The sequence below is a fragment of the Capsulimonas corticalis genome (assembly GCF_003574315.2).
Classification (GTDB): domain Bacteria; phylum Armatimonadota; class Armatimonadia; order Armatimonadales; family Capsulimonadaceae; genus Capsulimonas; species Capsulimonas corticalis.
Genome location: NZ_AP025739.1, coordinates 4,310,054 through 4,331,130 on the forward strand (window position 1 = coordinate 4,310,054; position 21,077 = coordinate 4,331,130).

At 54.3% G+C, this 21,077-nt stretch carries 10 protein-coding genes; 1 reads left to right on the plus strand and 9 read right to left on the minus strand.

Annotation, left to right across the window (positions count from 1 at the left end):
* Nucleotides 1–108: 108 nt before the first annotated feature.
* Both D5261_RS18480 and D5261_RS18485 read right to left on the minus strand, forming a co-directional pair.
* On the minus strand, nt 109–4,737 hold the full coding sequence (locus D5261_RS18480) for a DUF3376 domain-containing protein (RefSeq protein WP_165864446.1): 4,629 nt from the start codon (nt 4,735–4,737) through the stop codon (nt 109–111).
* Nucleotides 4,738–4,867: 130 nt separating this feature from the next.
* The gene (locus tag D5261_RS18485) at nt 4,868–9,721 is read right to left on the minus strand and encodes a hypothetical protein (RefSeq protein ID WP_119323335.1); all 4,854 of its coding nucleotides are present in this window, start codon (nt 9,719–9,721) and stop codon (nt 4,868–4,870) included.
* A gap of 581 nt (nt 9,722–10,302) precedes the next feature.
* Between D5261_RS18485 and D5261_RS18490 the strand changes: the two genes are divergently transcribed.
* Nucleotides 10,303–11,907, plus strand: a complete 1,605-nt coding sequence (locus D5261_RS18490) for a S53 family peptidase (RefSeq protein WP_119323334.1) — start codon at nt 10,303–10,305, stop codon at nt 11,905–11,907.
* A gap of 150 nt (nt 11,908–12,057) precedes the next feature.
* Here D5261_RS18490 and D5261_RS18495 read toward each other — a convergent pair whose 3' ends face one another.
* The 7 genes from D5261_RS18495 to D5261_RS18520 all read right to left on the minus strand — a co-directional run bounded on the left by D5261_RS18495 (nt 12,058) and on the right by D5261_RS18520 (nt 21,020).
* The gene (locus D5261_RS18495; protein ID WP_125206179.1) at nt 12,058–12,612 is read right to left on the minus strand and encodes a hypothetical protein; all 555 of its coding nucleotides are present in this window, start codon (nt 12,610–12,612) and stop codon (nt 12,058–12,060) included.
* Nucleotides 12,603–13,094 carry a C39 family peptidase gene (locus D5261_RS33510; protein WP_119323332.1) on the minus strand — a complete coding sequence of 164 codons (492 nt, stop codon included), beginning with the start codon at nt 13,092–13,094 and terminating at the stop codon, nt 12,603–12,605. Before D5261_RS33510 ends, D5261_RS18495 begins: the two co-directional genes overlap by 10 nt.
* Before the next feature lie 13 nt (nt 13,095–13,107).
* Nucleotides 13,108–13,908, minus strand: coding sequence for a prepilin-type N-terminal cleavage/methylation domain-containing protein (locus tag D5261_RS18500; RefSeq protein ID WP_165864444.1), 801 nt, complete (start codon nt 13,906–13,908; stop codon nt 13,108–13,110).
* A gap of 577 nt (nt 13,909–14,485) precedes the next feature.
* Complete coding sequence (locus D5261_RS18505) at nt 14,486–17,659, minus strand: AAA-like domain-containing protein (protein ID WP_119323330.1); 3,174 nt, start codon at nt 17,657–17,659, stop codon at nt 14,486–14,488.
* Entirely contained in the window at nt 17,660–19,555 is a 1,896-nt protein-coding gene (locus D5261_RS18510) for an AAA-like domain-containing protein (RefSeq protein WP_165864443.1), read from the minus strand. It abuts the gene before it with no gap.
* A gap of 272 nt (nt 19,556–19,827) precedes the next feature.
* The gene (locus tag D5261_RS18515) at nt 19,828–20,460 is read right to left on the minus strand and encodes a hypothetical protein (protein WP_125206178.1); all 633 of its coding nucleotides are present in this window, start codon (nt 20,458–20,460) and stop codon (nt 19,828–19,830) included.
* A 20-nt stretch (nt 20,461–20,480) separates the two neighbouring features.
* A complete protein-coding gene (locus D5261_RS18520) occupies nt 20,481–21,020 on the minus strand; it encodes an RNA polymerase sigma factor (protein WP_165864442.1) in 540 nt (179 codons plus the stop codon).
* Between the last annotated feature and the right edge of the window lie 57 nt (nt 21,021–21,077).

Here is a 21,077-nt window from a genome sequence, read left to right on the forward strand (position 1 = left end):
TGAGCCTGTGCTGGCGAAAGCCAGCATAGCGACAGCAGGAAACTCAGCGCCAATGTAGCAGAACTTGGTAAGCCAGACTTTGTATATAGAATATTCATGGTCGCTTATTCAATATAACGATGGATTGGGACGGCTAATCAGTTTAACGATGTTCGCGACTTTGGATGAAGGACGGCGTATGTCATTGCCCCATTTAAACCAAAGGCTGCCGGCGGCGACGAGCATGACCAGGAACGTGAGGGCGAATTTGTTGAGAGAGGACCAGCGGATGATCCGGGGAGCCATGAAGTCGAATTTCGGCCGTGTGCGAAAGGATTTAGATCGCTGGCGGTAAACGTATAGCATGCCCAGGTTTTCGGGCGCGGCGTCGAGGAAGCCGGCGATCAAAGGAGCCCAGGCGAGAAGACTCAAGGCGATTGAGAGAATTGACGTATGTATTGCAGGATTGGGCCCAAGGCTTTGTACATAGGCGACGAAGTCATTTAGCAAGGAAACGTAGATCGCTATATATATCCAGTCCGTCGCGAGTGAGGCGCCGAAGCGAATGCTGCGTCGTTTTGCCGGCCACGAGGAAATAATCCGTTCCGCCGCATCGAGTGAAGGAGCAAGCTCCAAGGAGGCGACGCCGGCAGATGCGACTGGCGTATTTAGGGGCGCCCCAATAACGGCCATGATCGCCGAAAGGGTAAGCGCTGCGGCGGCCAGGATCCAGATATTGACATGCTGTAAGAATGGAATAACGCTCCAGGGCGCCGGAAGCGCGTTGTGGCCGAAGTACGTGACACCCAAAGTCAATAATGCGCCTATACCGAGCACCACGGCGGCGCGCTGTAGAATCGCCGGGACTGATCGTGGCGGGAGTAGCGCTGATATGGCTGTGAGACAGCTGATGAGCAGCAGCAACCCGGCAGCACTCCAACGCCATTCGATATTCTTGGTCGGTTCCGCCAGCATCCACAGGATGAGCGCGACTGCTCCCGGCAGACAGAGGGATTGCACAAATTTTCGGTTTGATGTGGCCCAGCTAATGATGGCCTCACAAAAGCCCGCAATGCCGATGGCGATCCATACGGGCGCTTTGTTTGCGCTTGGGAGCGCAAGCACCAGCGCCACGCCGCCGAAGATTATCGTCCATGCGACTGTATGGACGGCAACTTCCAGCCGCTTGCCTCCACCGAGAACCGTGAGAAAACCATAAAGCGCTCCAGCGGCGATTCGAAACGGCGCAAGAACATATTTTCGACACAGGTCGGTTGCAGATTTGCTGACTGGCAATTGCGTAAGGCAGTTATCCAGTACGTTGAGTACGATCAGGATGGCTGCGGCGATGCGACGGATTGAGACAAGCGGCGGGATATTTATCGCGATCTCTTCTCGGCCAATCGCGTAACCGTTGCTGAAATATCGTTCGATTTCTCCAGGAGACGCCTCATTGGGGGAAGAAGTCTTTTTTACAATCATCAGGATTGCCGCTGCGGCGACGCGACGGACTTTAAGCAGACCTGGAATATTTGCGGACACGCCATGTCGATCTGTTACTTTTCCTCTCATGGTATTGTTCGTGTCTGGCTGCGTGAACAAATCTTGCACCATTCTACTTGCCGTACGGCGCATGATCTCAATATTGGATTCGGAGCGTGTTGGAGTGCTTAGCGTCTGAAGCTGATCGATGATCGTTGAGGCTTCTTGGGCGATCGACAAGATGGGAGTCTGATTGGCGGATGATGCTGCTTCATTATCGTGCGTGCTTTCCCTAATCTCCTCGTATCGCGTATCGCCATTGCAGCGCCACTGCGCTGCTTCTGATATTGCCTCCGCGAGAGCTTCTGGCACTTCACGTTCAAGAATTTCGAGGTGGTGGCGGCGCAGAATCATATCACGAACGAGGTTACGCGATTCCGAATCCACCAGCCCCGTCCGATCCTTGGCATAGTTGCTGGAGAGCCATTGTTTGACCGCCGCTTTTACGTCCGCCGTCCAGTACCCGCCGAGTAACACGCCAATCGCATCGGGATCGCTCGTTCCCGTGTCGATGCGGCCTGTGGTGATGTAGCGATCGATGGCGCCAAACATCTGGTTGCCCGCCGCTTGTCCTGCGTCCAATATTCGAATCAGGCGAGTTTGCTGGAGCAGCATGTCGGCGAACGCTCCCGAGGAGTCGAGGCGTCCCCACATGATGTCGTTGACGCGCCAGGAGCGTTTGAGGAAGCCGCCGAGGTTGCCGAGGACGTCGCCGGCGAGCTTGTTTTTCGCGGTTTCAAAGGAAGCGCCGAGGGTGCAGTCGCGTGGGGTGACGTAGAGAAGCTCGATACGGTCCAGATTGGCGAGGTCGGAGGCGTGTTGGGTAGGGAAGAGGCGGATATCCAGCGCCTGTAGTCCCTTACCGATCTCTTTGAAATTGCCCACGATTTTCGTCGCCCATTCCAATGCGATCGGCCGTTTGGGAACCGGCGCGCCGCAGGGGGACGCCTGCTCGCAGCTGTCCAGCAAGTTTCGGTAATAAGTGATGGACGGCGTAAGGATCAGCGCGGCTTCGCTGACCAGGCGGTCGATCCGGTCTTCCAGAAGCGCAAGGATGGATTGCTCAGGCGTAAAGCCACTGGGCGGCGACATCTTTTCCTTCGGGTTCAAGAGCTTGCGACAGTTGTCCTCTGATATCTTTTTGATTTGCCGCGCCTCATATTCCATCGTCCCGGCTTCAGCGTTCGAGGAGCCTTGAGTGGGGGTAGCGGCAGGGTCGAAACTGTAATTCTCGTTGTTGGTCAGGGACAGTACGTAATAAATATTGTTGACCAGCAGCTTCCAAAGATTGTCGAGGTTATTGTCGACTGCCGAGATCGTCTGCGTGGCTCCATCGGAATTGCTTTGCTCGGTTTCACTTTGCGTTGTTTTCCCTTGAGAGGATTTTGCGTCTGTGTCCGATTGAGAAACAAGGGCTGTGAATTCGTCGACATTTACCATGCCGCCCAGCACGCCGACGAGCGTGTTGGCGATGATGTCGGCGAGATCACGAACGTGGTTGATCTGCCGGAGAATGCCCTGCAGTAGCTGATATTGTTCATTCCTGCTATCGCCATCGTTTGAGAGATGTGTGAGAAGCTGATTTCGCAGTTCTTGCTCCGTCTTGGGCTTCTGTTCCGCAGCGTTTTGCGGAGTGTTGTCTGTATTGCTGAAGAGGATATCGGCGAAGTCCGCCTGCGGGAAGATCGCTTCGTAGATCTCCTTAAAAGCGCGTGTGGACTTTCGGACGATGTACGTTGGGTCGACAAACTCGATATGGAAGCATCCCTGCTCCCATCCTATCGATGTGGACGTGGCTTCGGTTACCTCAGCTTGGTAGTCGAGACAGTTGGCGCGGAGGCGTGCGTATAGGCGAGAGCGGAGGACACGCAGCTGCTGGACGGGGGCTTTGGAGGCGACGTCGGCTTGGTTAGATTGACTGATGGCAATGTTGTCATCGCTATTCATAGCAGTGTCTTCAATTTTTAAAGCGCGGCTCCAAATACCGATGATCGTATCGCGAAGGACTTGCAGGCAGATTTCGACCCAGAGGTTTTTGTCCGCCGGGGCGTTCAGGGCCGACCCGTTCGGTGCGAATGTTTTTCGAGCGGCGCTCAGAACTTCCTTGAATTTCAGGGCCTTGGCGTTGTGTTCGGTAATGGTCGCCAGGCACTCCGTGAGACTCTGACGATGCGGCACATCGAAGTAGAAACCGGTGTTTTGCAGCGCGTTGGGCTTAGCGCCCGCCGCAACGCCGGACTCGCGGTTTTCCGGCGATGGTTCTACAAAGACGACTTTTCTCAACACCTCCTGAGAGGCCGGGCGGCGCGCAACTTCCTTCAGCACAAGGTTTAATGGGCGGTTATTGAGAAATCCGCCATCCGACATGTAGACGGGGCGATCGGCTGCGGGCGTCTCAATAATACCGCCCATCAGAACCGGGTCGACTTCGGACGGCTCGAAGAGGGCGGGCAGGGAAGAGGTGGTGCGGGCGACGCGGGCGAGACGGTCCGCGACGCCGCGCCGGCGTTCGGGCGCGCTCTCGGCGGCGGCGGTGCTGGAGTCGCCGGCGCGCGCTTTGGCTTTTGCTTCGCTTTGAGCATCTGTGTCCGTGGGCCTGGCGGCGAGCGGGTGATCGTCGCTGTAGTCATATCGAAAATGGCTTTGGTTCTGGCGGGGGCGGTGTTTGAATTGGAAGACGCCGGCGTAGTCGTGATTGAAGACCGCTTTGCTGCGGGAATCAAAGTAGGCTTTTGTCAATGGTTCATAGTATGTGCCGGTGACAAAGAGGTCTAAGTCCGCGTAAACTACGTTCGGCTTTGCTCCTTTGGACGTCTCCCACCAGCCCGAGGGAACCGTGTATGCCGTTGGATATGGACCTGGCGAGTCGGTTTTGGAGAGTTGCTGGAACAGGCGCTGGACAAGAGGGAAATAGTAGCTTTCCCCCTTGAGAATAGACGTCACATTCCCGTCTTTAGGATCCTGCAGCAGATTATCGATGTCGGCTCCGCTCACCCAGACGGCGCGCATGGGCTCCAGCTCGGAGCCGCATGTCAGTGCGGTGCAGAGGCCAACGCCGTTGATGCCGCCAGCGGAGGTGCCGCTGACGATATCAACATAGGCGTGGCTTTGGGTGATGCGTTTGAGCAGGCCGTACATGCCCAGGCCATGCACCATCCGAAAGAGCTCTTGCGCGACGCCATGTTCGTAGATGGCGAGTGAGGTGCCGCCGACCATGCAGACGGCGACGCGGACTTCGCGGACGGGAACCTGAGAGTCTTTGACAATCTGGGCGTCGCCGAGGCTATATCTGTCGATGTTTTTGGCGGATGGCATTCACGTTCCTCCACTATGGCCGCTACTTGGTTTACTTGCCGTAAATCGCCGGCGGAGGCGGGGCCAGAGTTCGCCCCTTGATGATGGTGCGATGATTATTATAAATCGTTGTTTTTTCGTTATGGTTGATGACGGTCTCGGACAATACCGGGTGGTTGATATTGATGTGATTGTTCATCGTGTTCACTAATGGATCGATGAGAGGAGCTGGCGCTTTCTCTGGATCGGGTGTCGCAGCTGTCGGAGGCTGGAGGTCTAGTGGCGCTCGCGGATCGATGTCTTCGCGCGGGTTTTCGTCGGTGAGCAAACCGACGATGTCCCCGACGGTGGGATAGATGCTGGTTTGGGCAAAGATTAGACTTTCCTGCTGCGTGGACTTTACACCGCCTGTTCGTGTGAAGTAGCCGATGATGGGCAAATCTTTGAGAAGCGGCAGGCGATTCAGGCCGGGAATGCCGCCAGCTTTTTGTTCGGGGACGCCGACCTGAGAGTTCGCCTGAAATCGTGAGATTTCTCGAAACTCTAAGTTGGTGAGCTGAACTTCGGTGTTGACGGCGTGCCGTTCGACACGGGGGATCTGAGCGCTGACAGTGCCATCTGGCTCAGTGAGCCGTGTGGAGGCGATGAAGTCGAACTTGAAACGCAGGGCTTGTCCCGAAGGGTCGAAGATGGGCGTGACCTGGAACATGTTGCCGGTGTTGACGCTGTAAATCTCTCCCTTGGGCTGCTGCGGCTGCGCGGCGAGATCGCCGAGAAGGCTCACAACGCCGGCGAGCCGCCAGGCGTTTGTCTTCGAGATGTTTGTGAAGATATTGCTCAGGCCGCCGATGGCGAATGGAACCGTGACATTGAGTTTGGCGGCTCGCTGGTCTTCTATATATTGCTGGGCGATCTGACCGAGCTGCTGAGCGGAATCGAGAACGTTGTCGTCGGCGGGAAGCTGCGGATTCGCGGTGGCCGACGGGTCTAGCCTCGCGACAAGACGATTGGTGCAGAGCAGCGATTCGCGCTGAATGACGCCGAACTGCACGTCGGAAATGTGCGTTTCGTATTGAAGCTGCCATAGGGCGGGCTGGACGAAGTAGTGATCGAGGTCATCTTCGGCGACGATGATCATGCGCTTGATCATGTCATCGGCGGCCGCAACGCGCGGAGTTGCGGATGATAGAGCGTTACGCTGCCAGGTGAGTTTGGTCAGCTCCCAGGCGTTTTGATCGAACTGATGGGCGACATCAGTCCCTAAAGCGACAAAGTTGCTTTGGTCGAGAGGAGGGGTGTGCGACGCTCCAGCGCTGAGCACTTCCAATCCTTTATTGAACCAATCGCCGGGGAGGATCTTTGCGCTCAAGGCTTTATTCTGAGACGCGATTTGTTTCTCGTTGAGCCATCCGACCAGGGGGATATATTGCAGGCGCAATAGCTGTGACGCCTGAGTTTTATCTGGGACGGTGTTTGGGATATCCGATATCTGCCGCAGGATACGACGCACTTCCATGGCGGCCGACGCACGGACTTTGACCTGAAGCGCGGAGAGGATTTCGAGCTGGTTGCTGGTCATCTCATGGTTGTTGTCTTCGGACGGAACGCGTGTGGCGAGCGCTCCGAAGATGGTTCTGGGGAACGAGGGGTAGGCGCCGGTCGATCCATTGGAATGAAGTCCAGTTCCGAGAACCTGTTCATCTCCATACTGGGCGCCCAGATCGTCGATAAATGATCGAAGCGCGACCTGTGAATTGGATGCCGCTGAGTTGGGATAAGCGTCGTTAAGCTCTAGCAGGAAGTTTCTCAGAATATTTTCACGAGATCGACGCTTGCCCAGACTCAGCTCGAAGAGAATCTCGCCGAGCGTCGTTCCGCGCGCGGGGTCGGGCAGGGTAAGGCGTGTGAGTCGCGAGAGTGATGCAAGCTGATCTCCTTGCGGCAGAGTCTTGAGAATGCAGCAGTCATCGTCGCTTGCTGTCAATCGATCCTCTGGTACGTAAATGCCGTCGGGATTTTCCTCGCAACGCACTCCGAGTCGATGGTGTAGCGCCCAGATAATTTCATCGAATTTTCGCTCAACGAGGGTTTCCCGTTCGGGTACTCGCACTGTCGCCCATTGATCCGCCAATTCGTCTCGATGACCGCTTTTGAGTTCGAAAATATTATCGTACGCTGTAGAATTTGCCTGGCTATGAATCAACTGCGCGATTTCTGCGGCGCGCTCTTTCAGGCAATCGATTTCTTTCGCGCATGTGAATGTGTCCCAAGGGGCAATTGTGAATTCTTTCACCAGATAATGACGCTGCCGAGGGGCCATCTCCAATGCATCGAGGGCGTGCTGGAAATACATTCCTCCGCGACGCAGGCTTTGTTCTCGGGCCGCCTCATATCTGCTTTTTTTTGCCTTGTCTTTGATTTCGTTCGCGGCGATGTCGCTGTAGCGGGCTTTTGCGTAGTAGTCGCGAGCAAGGCGGAAATCGACGAGAGCGGTGGCGAGATGTTCGGTGTCCGCGGGGATGTCGACTGGGTAGCCGAGCGCTTTGCGGATTTCGTCGGGATAGTAGTAGTAGCGAGCCAGTCGGTCGATCAGGCCCTGTGACGTTTCGGAATTGTCGAGCGGAGGAGACAGCGGCAATCCCGTTTTGCTATCGTTCGTTTTTAAGTAGTCATACGCCTGGTGTGTAGCTTCGTAAGTGATGGCTTCGACGTGGTTGACTTCGGCGTTGACGCTGTCGCGTAGAAGATCCTGGACGAGGGTAAGATTTCCGCGCAGATCGCGCAGTGTGCTGTCGATCCAGAACAAGGCGTTGTTCATTTTGTTCGTGTTGGAGCCGTTGAGCTGCATGCTCCAAAGGCTGATGCGGGCTTGCGGGGCGGGTTTGTCAAAGCCGGCGATCATTTCCTTGACATCATCGATATCACTCTGGAGGCCGCGCAGGAAGATCGTCTTGCTGTCTGGGTAGGCGAAAATGATGACGCGGTGTGCAGGATCGTTGCTGGAGACATCGGCGGGGGCGAAGTAATAGGGCGTGTTGTCCCGGAAGTCGACAAAGGCGTCGGAGGCTTGCTGAGCCAATATCTCGTTTTGCTTGCGCGTGGCGGCGACGGTAATTTGTGCTTGATGCAGAGTATCGGTGGCGACTTGCAGTTTGAGCGGGAGCGCGCTTTGCTCGTCCTGCAGGCTTTGTTTGTCCTGAGCGGCTTGCGTGGCGGCGGTTTGCGCGGCGTCGCGCACGGCTCCTTGCGCGGTTTGCTGGGCTTTGAGATCATTGTCTTGCGCCGTGAGATTGTCTTTGACGGCTTGCGTGAGAGTGGTGTTCTGAAGCTGTGTGCTGATGGCTGCCTCTTGTTTGGTGACGCGGTCGTACTCTGCCTGAGCGAGCGCGGCGCGGCGGGTCTGGGCGGCGGCGGTGGCGTTGACTTGCTGGATCTCAGCGATCACTGCCTGTTTGCGTGCCCGGAGGTCGTTGATTGCGGCGATCTGCCCTGCGAGATCAGCGTCGGCTTGCGTGAGAGCGTCGCGTGTCTTTCGGACGAGAGCCGGACCGTTGGTCGCATCTTTGTTGAAGATATCCGCAGACGTGTTGAGCGCCTTGACAATACGAGGCACGTCGGTGAAGTAGTAGAGACTTACCTGATCCTGGACAAAGTTCTGGACATCACCGGCGAGCGCATCGGAGAGACGCAACAGTGACGCCGCTTCGTTTGTCTGGGCGCTGTCTAAATTGACGGCGATGGCCGTGTTGGCGTCCTTCATGGCGACGCCTTGCGCTGTCCACAATTTATTGAGTGGAATCCAAGAACTGACAATTGTGCGGCATGTGTCGATGGCGGTTCGGGCGTCGGCTATTTCATTCGCTGTTTCTGGGATTTTCCGAACATCCGGGGGCAATTTTAGCTGCTCCTTGACCTTGGCTGTCAATTGGTCCAGTTTGTTAGCATGGTCATTCAGATCGGTGACAATGAGCGCTGGCATAGTGGGCAAGGCGGGGATGATAGTAAGGACTTTGGGTTTGAGTTTCGCGATGGCGGCGTCATAGTTAGACGATGAGGCGTTCGTCGCCGCCGCTTTGAAAAACGCGCTGGCTTGCTGAGTGAGCAGCACGCGTCTCTGTTCTTCATCGTAAATTGGTTTGAGGGCGACCACAAGGCCGTCGCGCAGGGTGGGGATATCTGTCGATTTTAAGAAGTCGTCGGAATAAATGGCGACGCCATGAGTGGTGAGGGCGCTGAGGTTGCCGTCTAAGCTGGCGACGAGGGCGGTGGCGTAGTCCGCGCCTCCCGCGACTTTTGTGAGAAGAATGGTTTTCGCGTCCACGCCGACGATGCTCGTGGTAATGTCTGCTTGAAGCGCTTTGATATCTTTGACGATCGTGGTTGCGTTGTCAACGGCTGCTTGCTGCGCAGCGGTGAGATTGTGCCCGGTGCTTACGACGGCCGCAGCTTTGGTGAGTGCGTCTGCGTGAGATATAGCTTCATCGGCGGGCGGCGCGGCGGAGTAGGCGACGAGTGCGCCGTTCAGCGCGTTGATATCCTTCGCCGCGACTTGCGGAATGGTGGTGAGCGCCTTGGCGGCGCCGCCGAGTTTGTCGATGGTGTTTGCGGTGGCGTCAAGATCCGGCGTGGCGGCGGGCATTGCGGCGATGACGGCTTTGGCGGCGTCGCGCTGGATTTTGGCGATATTGTAGGCGTCCTGCGCCGCCTTTGTTTCTGTGGCGAGGGTCGCGAGATCGGCTGCAGCGGGCGGTGTCGGCGCAGGAGCTGCGGCTGGAGCTTCTGCTGGAGCAGGCGCATCGGCGGCTTGAGCGCTGATATGCGGCGCAATAAGAGCGGTGGCGACAAGTACGGCGGTTCCGGTATTTCGGAATTGGGACTTGCGATGTTTGCGAATGGATTTAGACACGCTGATCTCCTGATATAAACGCCGAGATATTTACCGTAATTTTAGTGGCGCGTCGCTCAGATCGCAATATCATTTTCTGATATATTTATCGCTGTCTGAGAATACAATTACTAATGGCGCTGCGAGAAAGTTTGCCATTTTTAATGGCCTTCCGCCTATTGGCGTAACCAAAAATTAGGCAAAAACCGCTGGAAGAGCTCTGGGACGGCGAATTCTGGCCCGATGGTTTTTGTGTTGCGATGGTCGGTGAGTGCAACAATTGGGAAATCGTTGCCAAGTATGTCAAAAGTAGGATCAGGTCTCTGTGAAAAACCAAGAGGCGGTTGCCTCGGACCTTTCCAAAGAGTCCTATCGCGCTTAGCCGATCCGCGCTATTCTATCCTTACGAAACATAGGCGGTTGTATCGAATTCGTTACAGTCGGAATTGCTGACAATGAGTGTTTCAAATCGCTCTGATGGCGTGTAACATCCTGTCTTTTGCTTGCTATCTCACTGCGGGATGGTGGATGTATCGAGCAGATAGCGACCGATGGCTCGTCTGATCCCCATATAGATAAATGTCATTCAACAGGAGTACACAATGAGCGATCGCAAAGTATTTCATGACAGCGTTGCGCCTTTCCCTAAGGAAGGTATTGCTCCGGAGGGATTTGTGGTGAATTCGGCGACGGACGAGCATCGCAAAGAACCTATTAAACTTCACTTTTCATTGAATATTCCATCTCAGGAAGAGTTGGAGGATCGCGTCGCCGCAGGGCAAACAGTATCGAACGAAGACCTTCACGGCAAGTACGCGCCGGCGCGGGCGGAAGTTGACAAGCTTACGACGTGGTTGAAGTCCGAAGGATTGGAGGTACAAGTTACACCGGATCGGACGTCTGTTTACGTCAGTGGAACTGCGGCTCAGATCGAAAACAGCCTTGATGTGAAGATGGCGCGAGTTACCAAAGGCGGCCTCGGCTACACAGCCGCCCTCAATGCGCCAAGTCTGCCGGCCGATATTGCCGGGCCCGTGCAGGCAATCATCGGTCTACAGCCGTTTCGACAGGCGCATAAGCACCTTAAGGCATTGCTTCCTAAGGCTGGAAATCGGGCGTTGTCAGCAGGGCCAAACCCTCAGCCGAACATTCAAAACGCCCCGCCATATCTCGTGGAGGAAGTGCTGGCTGCGTACAACGCGGACAACATCGGAGTGACTGGCGCCGGCCAGACGATTGCAATCCTGATCGACACAGTGCCGCTTGATTCCGACCTTCAGGCGTTTTGGCAGCGCAACGGTATCAGTGTCAACCTTAGCCAGATCAAGAAGATCAACGTAAAAGGCGGTCCGCTGCCAGTTCCTGAAGGTGAGGAGACGCTCGACGTGTCCTGGGCAAGCGGTATCGCGCCTGGCGCAACTATTCGCATCTATGCGAGTGGTTCCCTCGCATTCGTCGATCTCGACGCTGCCCTTGACAAAATCCTGGGCGACGCCATGGCGGACAAAAGCATTCGCCAGCTTTCTATCAGCCTTGGACTGGGTGAGTTGTTCATGAACCAAGCGCCAGGGGAGATCGCTGCGCAGCACCAGAAGTATCTTCAACTAGCGGCTCTGGGCGTCAACGTTTTTGTGTCGAGCGGCGACGCCGGCTCAAATCCTGACGAAACCGGTCACGGATTTGGGCCGACGCCCCAAGTCGAGTATGCATCTTCGGATCCGTGCGTCGTCGGCGTTGGAGGGACGAGCCTATTCCTTGCCGGCGACGGAAGTGTCTCAAAGGAGATCGGCTGGGCGAATGGCGGTGGCGGGAAGAGCGTCGCATTCAAGCATCGTCCTGTGTGGCAGCGGGGGACGGGCGTCCCAGGCGGTCGTCAGCGCCTCGTACCGGATGTCAGCCTGACCGCCGACCCGAATGAAGGAGCATTCCTGATTCTTAACGGCGTCGCCCAGCAGTTCGGCGGCACGAGTTGGAGCGCGCCGGTCTGGGCCGCCTTCTGCGCCCTTATCAACGAAGCCCGCGCCAATGCGGGCAAGGCGTCGCTGCCGTTCCTGAATCCCCTGATCTATCCGCTGATCGGAACTTCCTGCTTCCGTGACATCGTCAAGGGAACGAATGGCGCCTTTGACGCCGTTCCGGGATACGACATGGTGACGGGCATTGGCGCGCCAAACGTCAAGGCGCTGATCGCCGAGTTGACGAAGTAGGGAAAATTGGGCAGGTCGGCTGTGCCTCTACCGGCCTGCCACATCAAAGTCTATGCGATCTCGTATACTGTGCTCATACAGAGTTTAGAACGCAGATCGCTCGTTTATGTTGTTAATATCTATTTAAGGGTACTGTAGTGAGCTTCACGCTCAAAGATCACTTGCTGAAGTCTCACTATGGAGCGATCTCAACATACTGAATAATTCTAATGGAGAATACGCCTGCATCGGCTTGAGGCCAACGGGAGACGGATTCAAAGCGATCATTAAATCATTGGTGAAATCGCGCACAATTCCGCGCAACCAAACCGTGACTGTATGTTCCGAACCAAAATGTAGTAGGCGAAATTCATACTGGCCACGGGAAACTTCAGGAAGCGCTTCAACGAGACGAATAGCGTCAGCTGTTGCAGATACAAACGGCCCCACATTCACATTTGAGAATCTGGCCATTTCGCCATGATCCAAAGCTTCCGCTGTAGCGATCGCTTTGTCATTTTCCGTAATCAAATAGCGCCAGGCAATAACGACAGCTTGGTTCAGGCTCTCACTATGATCGATACTGTCAATGCTAAAAACACGGTGCGGTCGCTCAAATATGGCGTTAGGAGCAGATCGCCCTATAGCAATAGGCAGCAGGACTGGAACGGATTGCTCAACAACATCAATTACATGTTTCGGGGCCGTTATCCATTCTATTGACAATTTAAGTTTCCTTTTTGCGTCGGATATGTATGCCGCCAAATTAGACCGTTTGTATATCTGATCTGAAAGGCCTCGAAAACGTAGACCGATGATTGAAACAGTGGATCGCGTATTGAGATGATATTTCCTACTTGCGTCTCCTCATACCCGTCAATAACCAAAAAGTGACCGTTCTGGTTTAGTGATACCATAGCAGCGATGGGGCGATCTTGATCAATCTCCGCAGTCAGTTGATCGAATTTTACTGGGCCCAGCATATCCACATAATTGCCTTTGAAGTTGAGAGCTTCCCTGAGGCCCCGCGGTATGTTACACGCCGGGTTTTCCGGGCAGCAATTATGATGGCCTAGCACGTAATTGGCGATATCACACTGTTTGATTGAAATGGTAGGGCAATAGAACTTAGCGACACTCAAAGCAACAGCAGCCCAGCACCATTCCGATTGGCATTGCTGCTCCATGGTAACGTTTAGATTTCTCATTGGCGCTCGACTTTCAAGGTTTGATAACTTCGTAAAGCTTATCTTGGCAGGTAGGATCGCCAATGACACAATCTGGCTCGATTAAATAGCCAAGCTTATATGTTTGAAGTGTTGCTGGCGAATTAGCTATAATATCAGGGGTTACCATGTATGTGGGCAACATTGATTTAACATGACCGTCGCACCAAAGCACGTCGGTTCGATCTTGATGAAGTGCGTGGGTAGTCGGCACCCCGTATGTTTGATCTCCTGGGGCATAGTTGGTAAACTGGGAATACAACGTCGGGTTGATATAGATCGCTGTATCAGTCATTAATATGGTTTGGGCCGGAGCACTTTCCGTGGCCAAGCTTACTGCCTGCGCCTGTTGAACAGGATCGTCGCTGGTAAACTGATATGGATAAATATACTCATTGACTCCATATCCAAACGCGGCGGAAGGATCAGAACCTATTCCAGGTTTCAGACTTGCGGACGGACAGTTAAGCAAAATGTGATTTCCAGTCGTATAAGACGCCAGAATTCCCATCTGAGGGTTCATTTTTCCTGTACTAAGGTCAATCACTCCAAACCACGAATAGTAGAGGTTGGCGGTCGTCAGATAGCAGTTCAACGGATTGATTTCATCCACATCCTGACAGTATTGCATCCACGCGAAACCAATCTGGTGCAAATTAGAGAGGCACGAAGCTTGGCGAGCTTTCTCTCTCGCCTGCGCCATTACTGGCAACAGAATGGCTGCTATTATGCTGATGATCGCGATCACGACGAGGAGCTCGATTAGCGTAAATCCTTTTCTGCCTCGGTTCGCCATAGGCTTATCCTCCTGTAATGGCATACACTGCCCGAGAAGAGCAATTACTTTCCGCCAATTTCTCATAAAGTTAGCTGTAACGCCATTTCGATGCACTACAGCTTTATCAATTCACTCGCAGTTGCTCATTAACAACTTCCGTCTTGTCCAGCATTGCATCGGTTTTGACAGATCACCCATGAGGCGGAGTTAACCCTACAGGTGCAGTTGCAGTTTCCGCCACCCGGAGGGTCTTCGTCGTAGGGAATAGGAAGATCACCTTGCATGTGTGCATTAATCATTAGTTCAAGCGCATCGTTTTGGAAATGCCTCAGGATATTACTTTCGTACCCTCTCTGAAAGTCACGTCGAAATTCATCCGCCTTAAAGTTGGAGACAGAACCGTATTTGTCGCTGTTGTTTCTCTCGTGGTCCATCCACATAATGATTCCATAGATGCAATCTTTTTGGATGTCGCTCAAGCTTTCGAGTCCGAAGCGAGCATTGGCGAGTGCAATGAGGTCTGCATTAAAACTCAATCTGATTACCTCCTATTTTTATGTCGATCAATCTACGGGGTTAGTTCCAAATGTTGCTCTTATATTGAACTCTTTAAAATAGTGATATCACCTCTTTTCGATGATGCGGCTAGATAAACTCCATTTTCAGAAAATGTAATTTGACTAAGTCCTGGTTGCAAGTGAATAGAAAGCACTTCGATATTGTTCTTAATATCCCAAAACTTTAAGTCGCCAGCTGGAGTAATAAATGCGACGGTGGCTCCATCTTTCGTACGAGCGAACCCTGTGCACCAATGCCCAGTGTCAATACTGCGGATGATAACGCCAGTGAGGATGTTATGTTCCGTCATGATCCCATTACTCCAAAGGATACTTATCCGACTTCCATCCGGTGAAAATTCTGCCTGGGCGGGACAACATGTTCCCCGAATTACGGTTTGAAGTTCTCGCGCCGATATTACGTCCCAGATTGTAACGCTGTTATCAACCGCTCCTGCGGCTATCCTGCTTCCGTCGATTGAACTCTTACAAAATACAATCCGGCCGCTAAGTTGAGGTAGCTCGCTTATCATTTTTTTGTGTGCAACATCAAGCAATTGACAGCGCGTCTCTCCTATCAATAGGGAGAGTATTTGGCCGTTGGCCGAAATGCTGGTGTCGAAGTTTTTCGCAGGAGCAGGTATGCGAAATTGATCGATAATAGAACCACTAGCAGCGTAGTGTTTTACCTGTCCGTTTGCCTCAACAACGACAACATGATCAGATGCCGACGAGATCGAAATCCCGTCATCAAACTGCATCCTCCAAGCAGTCTGTAGATCTGATAGCCGCAAAGCCGACAACGTCGCGCGCTGATTTGTATTGTAATACGCAATAAGGTATCTCTCTTGGTTGATAAATTGAATGCCGCTGCATATCGACAATCCTGTCGATATGGTGCGAATACTATCAATTCGCCCCACATCCCAGATCTTCACGCTATGGTCCACGGAACCTGTAACGATGATCCCGGTTCGTTCTCCAAAGTCACAAGTCCCAACGTCGAGCTGATGACCAATTAAGGTCGCGGTGCAAGAGCGACGCAAGATGTTCCAAATCTCAGTAACACCGTCCTGTCTCGCTACAGCCGCCACCAACCCGTTCGGCGAATTATGCAGGCAAATATCGTTAATTCCACGTTTCCACCTTGGCGTCAAAGCGATATACGACACATCAGTCCGAATTCGGATGTATTCAATGTCGCCTTGTTCCGTACCAGCGACAATATTGAGGCCATCGCCAGAGATCGCAACCGCCGTAACCTCGTTGCTCAAACGAGACAATATTCGCGACGGGGTGCGGTTCAAGCATGTAGCCGTCATGAGTGCTCCTGAGTAATATCCAGCTACGATCTTCGTCCCTGTTATATTTAGAGAGGTAACTTGATCTCTTTTGCGCTTAAGTATTATGCTCCCTGTATTGGTCCTCAAGTTCCACGGTTCGACCGTTCCTGAGTTATCTCCAGTGATTAACCAGTTGCCATCACCCGAAAACGAACAATATGCAGGAAAAAGCCGATAAAAACGACCGACGGGCTGACCGGTTTTGCTTTTGAACAGATAGACATAATTGTCACTGCAGCTAATCGCGACTAGATTTCCGAGCTTGTCAAATCTTGCTGAGAAGCATTGCAATGGGGGGATAGCCAAGTGAATAGAGGCCACGAGCTTTGTGGTCTTGATATTCCATAAAAAAGAATTGCCGCGATCGTCTACAGCCGCAATTGTGTGACCGCCAGGCAATGCTCGAACTGCAAGAACGGGACCCGCGCATCCAGTGAGCGTTGCGATCTCAGAGTGGCATATATGCCAAAGATATCGGAATTCAAAACGGCTTGCCATCGATCCGTGGCTGGCGTGTACACAGTCGGTCAGCAACTGATCGGCCCGTGCAGCGTTATTCTCCTCTAACGCCCGCTGGGCAAGCATGATGTCGTCGAGCGAACGCTGATAATTGGATTCACTGAGATCGCGTGATAGTTTCATTTCCGCTGAGCGCGCATGTTGCTCTGCCTTGATTGTTGTGTACGCGAAGACGACAAGAACCGCAACGATGCCCACCGCAATAGCCACGGCTGTCAGCAACCCACGCCGGAACGCGGCTCGTTCCCTTCGAACATCGGCATCAGGGAGGTTCTCGTCAACCCACTTCGCGTTAAAGACACGTCTGTAGATCGTATTTCTCACCCGTAATCGCCCATCCGATACTTTAACGACGCCCGCCAATCTCAACTGCGCAACGACCGGATCGGCTGGATCGTTCGCGACTGGCTTGCCGGCAAGCACTCGACGGTAGCGGTTAATTACGACGGCGGGGTCGCTGCCGCCGGTTTTCAGGGTGTTGTGGACAAAAATGAGATTGTCCTCAGACATGCGCCGGCGGCTTGTGAGGAAGAGTTCGTGACAGAGATAATCGACGTTGACAGCAATGTCCGGATCTTGCGAAATGGCGAGGCATAGTTTCTGCGTCAGATAGGGATGCCCGCCTGTCCAGTACATAATCCGGTCGAGCATTTTGCGAGCGCGTTCGGGATCAACGCTGAGGCCGGATTCGAGCTGGGCTGCTTCGTTGCGGCTGAAGTCTGATAGCTCAATTTGACGCCCGATGTTGAACGGGGTGGTGTGGGCGTCACGGATAAGGTCGGCGGGAGTCGCGACGCCGAGAAGGCAAAAGGTAAGCCGGCGCATTACCGGGTCGGTAGCACGGTTGTTATAACAGTGGCGGATGGCGGCGAAGAACTCATCCGTGGAAAATTTGAGGCCGCGAATGAAGTCGATCTCGTCAATGAAAATGGCCAGCGGACCTTCGACATGGGTGAGACCGATTTCCGAAATAGCATGCGTGAAGCGGTAGAGAGGACCATGCCGCTCGTTTTCGGTCCAATAGCAATCCATCTCATCCTTCACAGAGAGCTGATGACCTATCTCCGCAACGAGACCAAAGTACCATTGTTCGATTGAAAGGTTAGCGCCAATTGAGGTAAGGTCAAGAAGCACTGGTGTGATGCCGGCCTCCTGCAGACGCCGCGCCGTGCGATGCATCAGGCTCGACTTGCCCATCTGGCGTGATGTCAAGACGTAGGAATAGTGGCCGTCTTGTATCGATTCAAACAGCTCATCGTCGGCTGGACGAACGACATAGGAGTGAGCGCCCGGCATGAGATTCCCACCGGCAACATAGAAATCCGCTTGTTCCGTGGCGCTGGTAGTCATTTACTTCCAAGGCCTCCAGAAATTCCGCCAAAACGACGTCCTGGGGTGGAGCTCCAGTTGCGCCTCTTTGTCTCTGGGCAAGAAATGCGCTCGAAGGTATTGCGTGTAGATTTCGCAGCGGATTCGCACATTGGAGCAATCGTCGCCTACGACCACGCCTGCGCTTCGCAGATGGAGCCAAGCGTCGTTATCCGTGCAGCAGCCGCCTTGAAGAAGGTCTTGAATGGCGGACATCAGCTCGGGATTCTGCGCGACGATGCGGAGCCGACGCAGATGGCTTCCGAATGGCCCGTTATCCAGACTTGCGCTCGCGGCGAACTCCGAAACGGACTTGTGTTCATAGGCCATCCAGGACAATCCTCGGCACACAAGGTGTGGGTGACCTCCGGCAAGAAATTGGAACTGATCGATAGCGGAGTCGTTTAGAAGCGGCCTCCCAAGCCGCTCGTTCAACGCGGCGATCTGGTCGCGAGTGAAGTCGGCGAGCTCAACTTTGACGCCAACGTTGAACGGCGATTGATACGCATCCTGGATCAGGAGATGCGTCTCGGTAGCGTAGGAAAGCACGAGTGTGAGATTGCCGAGTTCGGAATGTATTGGCCGTCGATTATGCCAGGAGCGCATCAGACTGAAGACGTCGGCGTAGTAGTCGAACTCGAAGAGCCGGTCGACCTCGTCCATAAACCAGATGACCGGAGTGCGCAGCGCATGTTTGAAGAGGAAGTTCTCCAGGTTCTTATTGGGGCCATCGCGGTCGTCGTAAATATCATCCATGACAACGTCCAAGCTGAGTTCCCGAGTGAACACCCGCGCCAGCGAACAAAACAGATCCTTCTGTGTGCGAAGGTTTTCCCGTCCCATACTTTGAAGGTCAACATATACAAGCCTGACATCGCTTCGACGGACATGATCGACTCCGCGCACCAACGTCGATGTCTTGCCGATTTGCCGAGGGCCTTTGACAAGCACGATCATGGGGCGCCGGCTGAGGGCGTCTCGAAACGCCATATCGGAGGCTCGCTCAACATAGACAGGAGATCCGAGCGGCAGGACCCCACCATCATCAGCGACGACCATCGACTGAATTAGTGACGGGGGAGAAGCGACGGCGCTGTCGACGAGTTTTACGGCGTCCGCGAAGGCGCCAACGCCAAGGATGGCGACATCTTGCAGGTGACCGTAAAATGCAACCTGGCTGGCTTGTTCCTCAGAGACCATTAACCGACGGATGCCGTGTTTAGCGCAGCCGCGCACCTTTTCGTAGGCCCCGCCGACGGCGTGGCAGCAACCGTCAGATTGCGTCCGTCCAGGTCGAGTGAGGGCGAAAGATACGGCAAGACTACGGTCAATTGCCTTGTATCCGCGATGAAACGCGTAGAGTCCGGCCGCGAGCGCGCCTCCTCCAGACGGGCCGCGCAGAACCAGCTTTTGGAGAAACAGTTCGTTCTCCGGACGCCTTGGAGCAAGACGCACCCGGATGCTGCCGATTTCTTCACCGGGCGCAAGGCGCCTCACCTCTTCTATTGCGCAACGATATATAGCAAGGAATTCGGCATCGAAGCAGCGAGTCGCAATTTGATCGGGGGCAGGATAAGCCGCCGAGGCGTTGTACGGGCGGACTTCGAGTACGAAGTCCGCGAGAAGGGTGTCGACACTCTCGCCGGCGATGACCATCCGCTCGGCCAGTACTAGAGGGAAGGATGTCGTGATGGTCGATCCGTCGATCGAATCGTCAATACCGGAAAGAGTGTCGACGAGATCGCGCCAAAAGGCAATCGGCAAATCGGCAAAGGGGCCAGGTCTACTCACGGCGATCTCTGTCGCCAGAGTGAGCCTTGCGGATGCATCGCGATAGTTTCGGCCTATGGATAACTGTTCGGAGACATCGATCAGCATTCGCAGCCATGTCTGCCTCCATTTGAAGGCTTCTTGATCACCTGCCTCGCGAATATCCGCAACCGAACTCGCGCCGGCCAGCGACCTCGCCCCATTGTCCTGAAGCCAGGCGCGCCAATCGCCAAAGGCGTCGCCATGCCCTGCGAGTACAGCGTTGCGGCATGCCCCAGTAAATTTCGGCAGGACGCGATCGATCCAATCGAGCCCCATTCCATAAGTGTTGGGTTTCTCGAAAAGCTCCTTCGTCACATCATATAGGTGCTCGAGCGTGGTCAAGGAAGTAGTCTCGCGGCGATTTTCTGGCTGTCGATTTGAAGATCGGTGCCAAGCAGAACAAACTGGTAGAAGGTCGCCTTCCTTGTGATTAATACCTTCCTCGTTTCTGGGTCGGCAACAACGACTTCCGCCTGCCGTCCCGCATATTGATCACGAAGCGAATGGGATGTCGTCAGGCGCACATAATACGCCGGCCCTCGCCTCTGAACGACGCCCAACAGACCAGCGACAACCGTTCCATCCTCTTCATGTATCGGAAAATGAAGCTCGTCGGAATCGTCGCTGGCAGCCATAGCTCCAAGAGCTGGACGTAACCCAACGAGCGTTACCCAATCGCGGATAGCCGTCCACCAGGAATTGCTATCAGCGCCTCTCATCACGGCGGCGCGATGGATCCTTGTTTCGCGTCTCTCAATCACCAGGGGGTCTTCCCATGAGGAAAGTGTGGCTTGAAGTTCTGCAAGCTCCGCAGCGCATTGGACGCATTGGCCAATGTGTTCGCGTATTAACGGCTCAAGCTCCGGGTGCATTACGCCTGCGCTCAGCTCTATCAATTCGGTGTCGGAAGCGTGGGCCTCTTCGCCCAATGTATTGTGTAGCAAGTCCTTAAATGACATCGGCGCCTTCATGCCATTGCGGTTCCCCGAGTTCAATTCGCCCATCCTTTCTGGGTTAGAAACTCCTGCACCTTAACAGCTCCGCGATGGACCCAAACTCTTATGGTGCCAACAGGCGCCCCCAGTTCCTCCGCAATCTCTTCGTTCGACATTTCCTCAAAGTGCTTGAGCTCGAACGCTCTGCGCTGTTGCGCCGGCAGATTGCCTGCGTTAAGGAAATCGACTACCGCCTGGATAAGGGACTGCTGTTCCAGAAGCGCGTGTGGCCCGGCGGCAGAATCGAGGAGCTCATTGTCACTTAAGCCTTCTTCAGCCACTGCTGCGGTTATGGAAATCGATCCGCGTTTCCGCTTGCGGATCTCTTCGCCGCGCCGAATGCACTCGCGCTTAAAGCATACGTGAAGAGCATATGTCGCAAAGTCAGGCCCGCCTGGTCGATATGAGAGACGGCTGCGTTCTACCCCCTCCGAGTAGAAGGTCACCCAAGCTTCCTCAACATCTTCCAGAGTAACGCCAGAGCCTAGATACCGGTATGCTGCAGCCCAAACAAGCCTTTCTTGTTCTCGCTCCATCCACCAGCACATTGACCTGTCCACCTCGTACGAGTCCCAGCAGCGGCCAGCCTTATT